We start from the raw sequence: 629 nt of genomic DNA on the forward strand, positions 1-629 counted from the left end.
CCGCGGTGCGTGGCAGGATCCGCCATATGGATGGTATGGGGGGTTCCGCTGGCCGTGATCCTCTGGAGAACGCTCCGGACCGGACGCAGGAGTGGGACTTCTTCATCTCCTACGCCAGCGGTGACGTCGAATGGGCGGAGTGGATCGCCTGGCAGCTGGAGGAGGCCGGCTACCGGGTGCTGCTCAAGGCATGGGATGTGACGTTCGGAAATAACTGGATGGAAATCATGCAGCAGGGCATGACCCGGGCGAAGCGCACCATCGCGCTACTCTCGGCGGCCTACCTGGGCTCGGCTTCCAGCCAGCCGCAGTGGCAGGCCGCTGTCCTGGCCGATCCACAGGGCGTTGACCGTAAACTCGCCCCCATCCGGATCGAGGATTGTGACCGGCCGGGATTTTTTGCTCAGATCACTTCCATCGATCTGTTCGGCTTGGACGAAGATACCGCTCGAGAAAAGCTGCTCGAGAAAATTAAGAGTCTTCTGGACGGCCGGGCAAAACCCGCAGCGCCACCGCTTTTCCCCCACGCTTCACGAGAAAATGCGCCTGCCTTCCCCAGCCCGTCGTCACCGAGGGATGAGCGTGCTCGGCGTCTCGCCGTCGAGAGACGTCAGAAGGTGGACCGCAAA

Annotated in this window: 1 protein-coding gene; it reads left to right on the forward strand. The window is 62.3% G+C overall.

Annotated features, from left to right (window positions below):
• Positions 1 to 35: 35 nt before the first annotated feature.
• Positions 36 to 629, forward strand: a 594-nt coding sequence (locus AC5LSR_RS16475) for a toll/interleukin-1 receptor domain-containing protein (protein ID WP_493468655.1), incomplete at its 3' end; no start/stop codon positions are given.

The organism is Protofrankia sp. CiP1_Cm_nod4, from assembly GCF_982290645.1.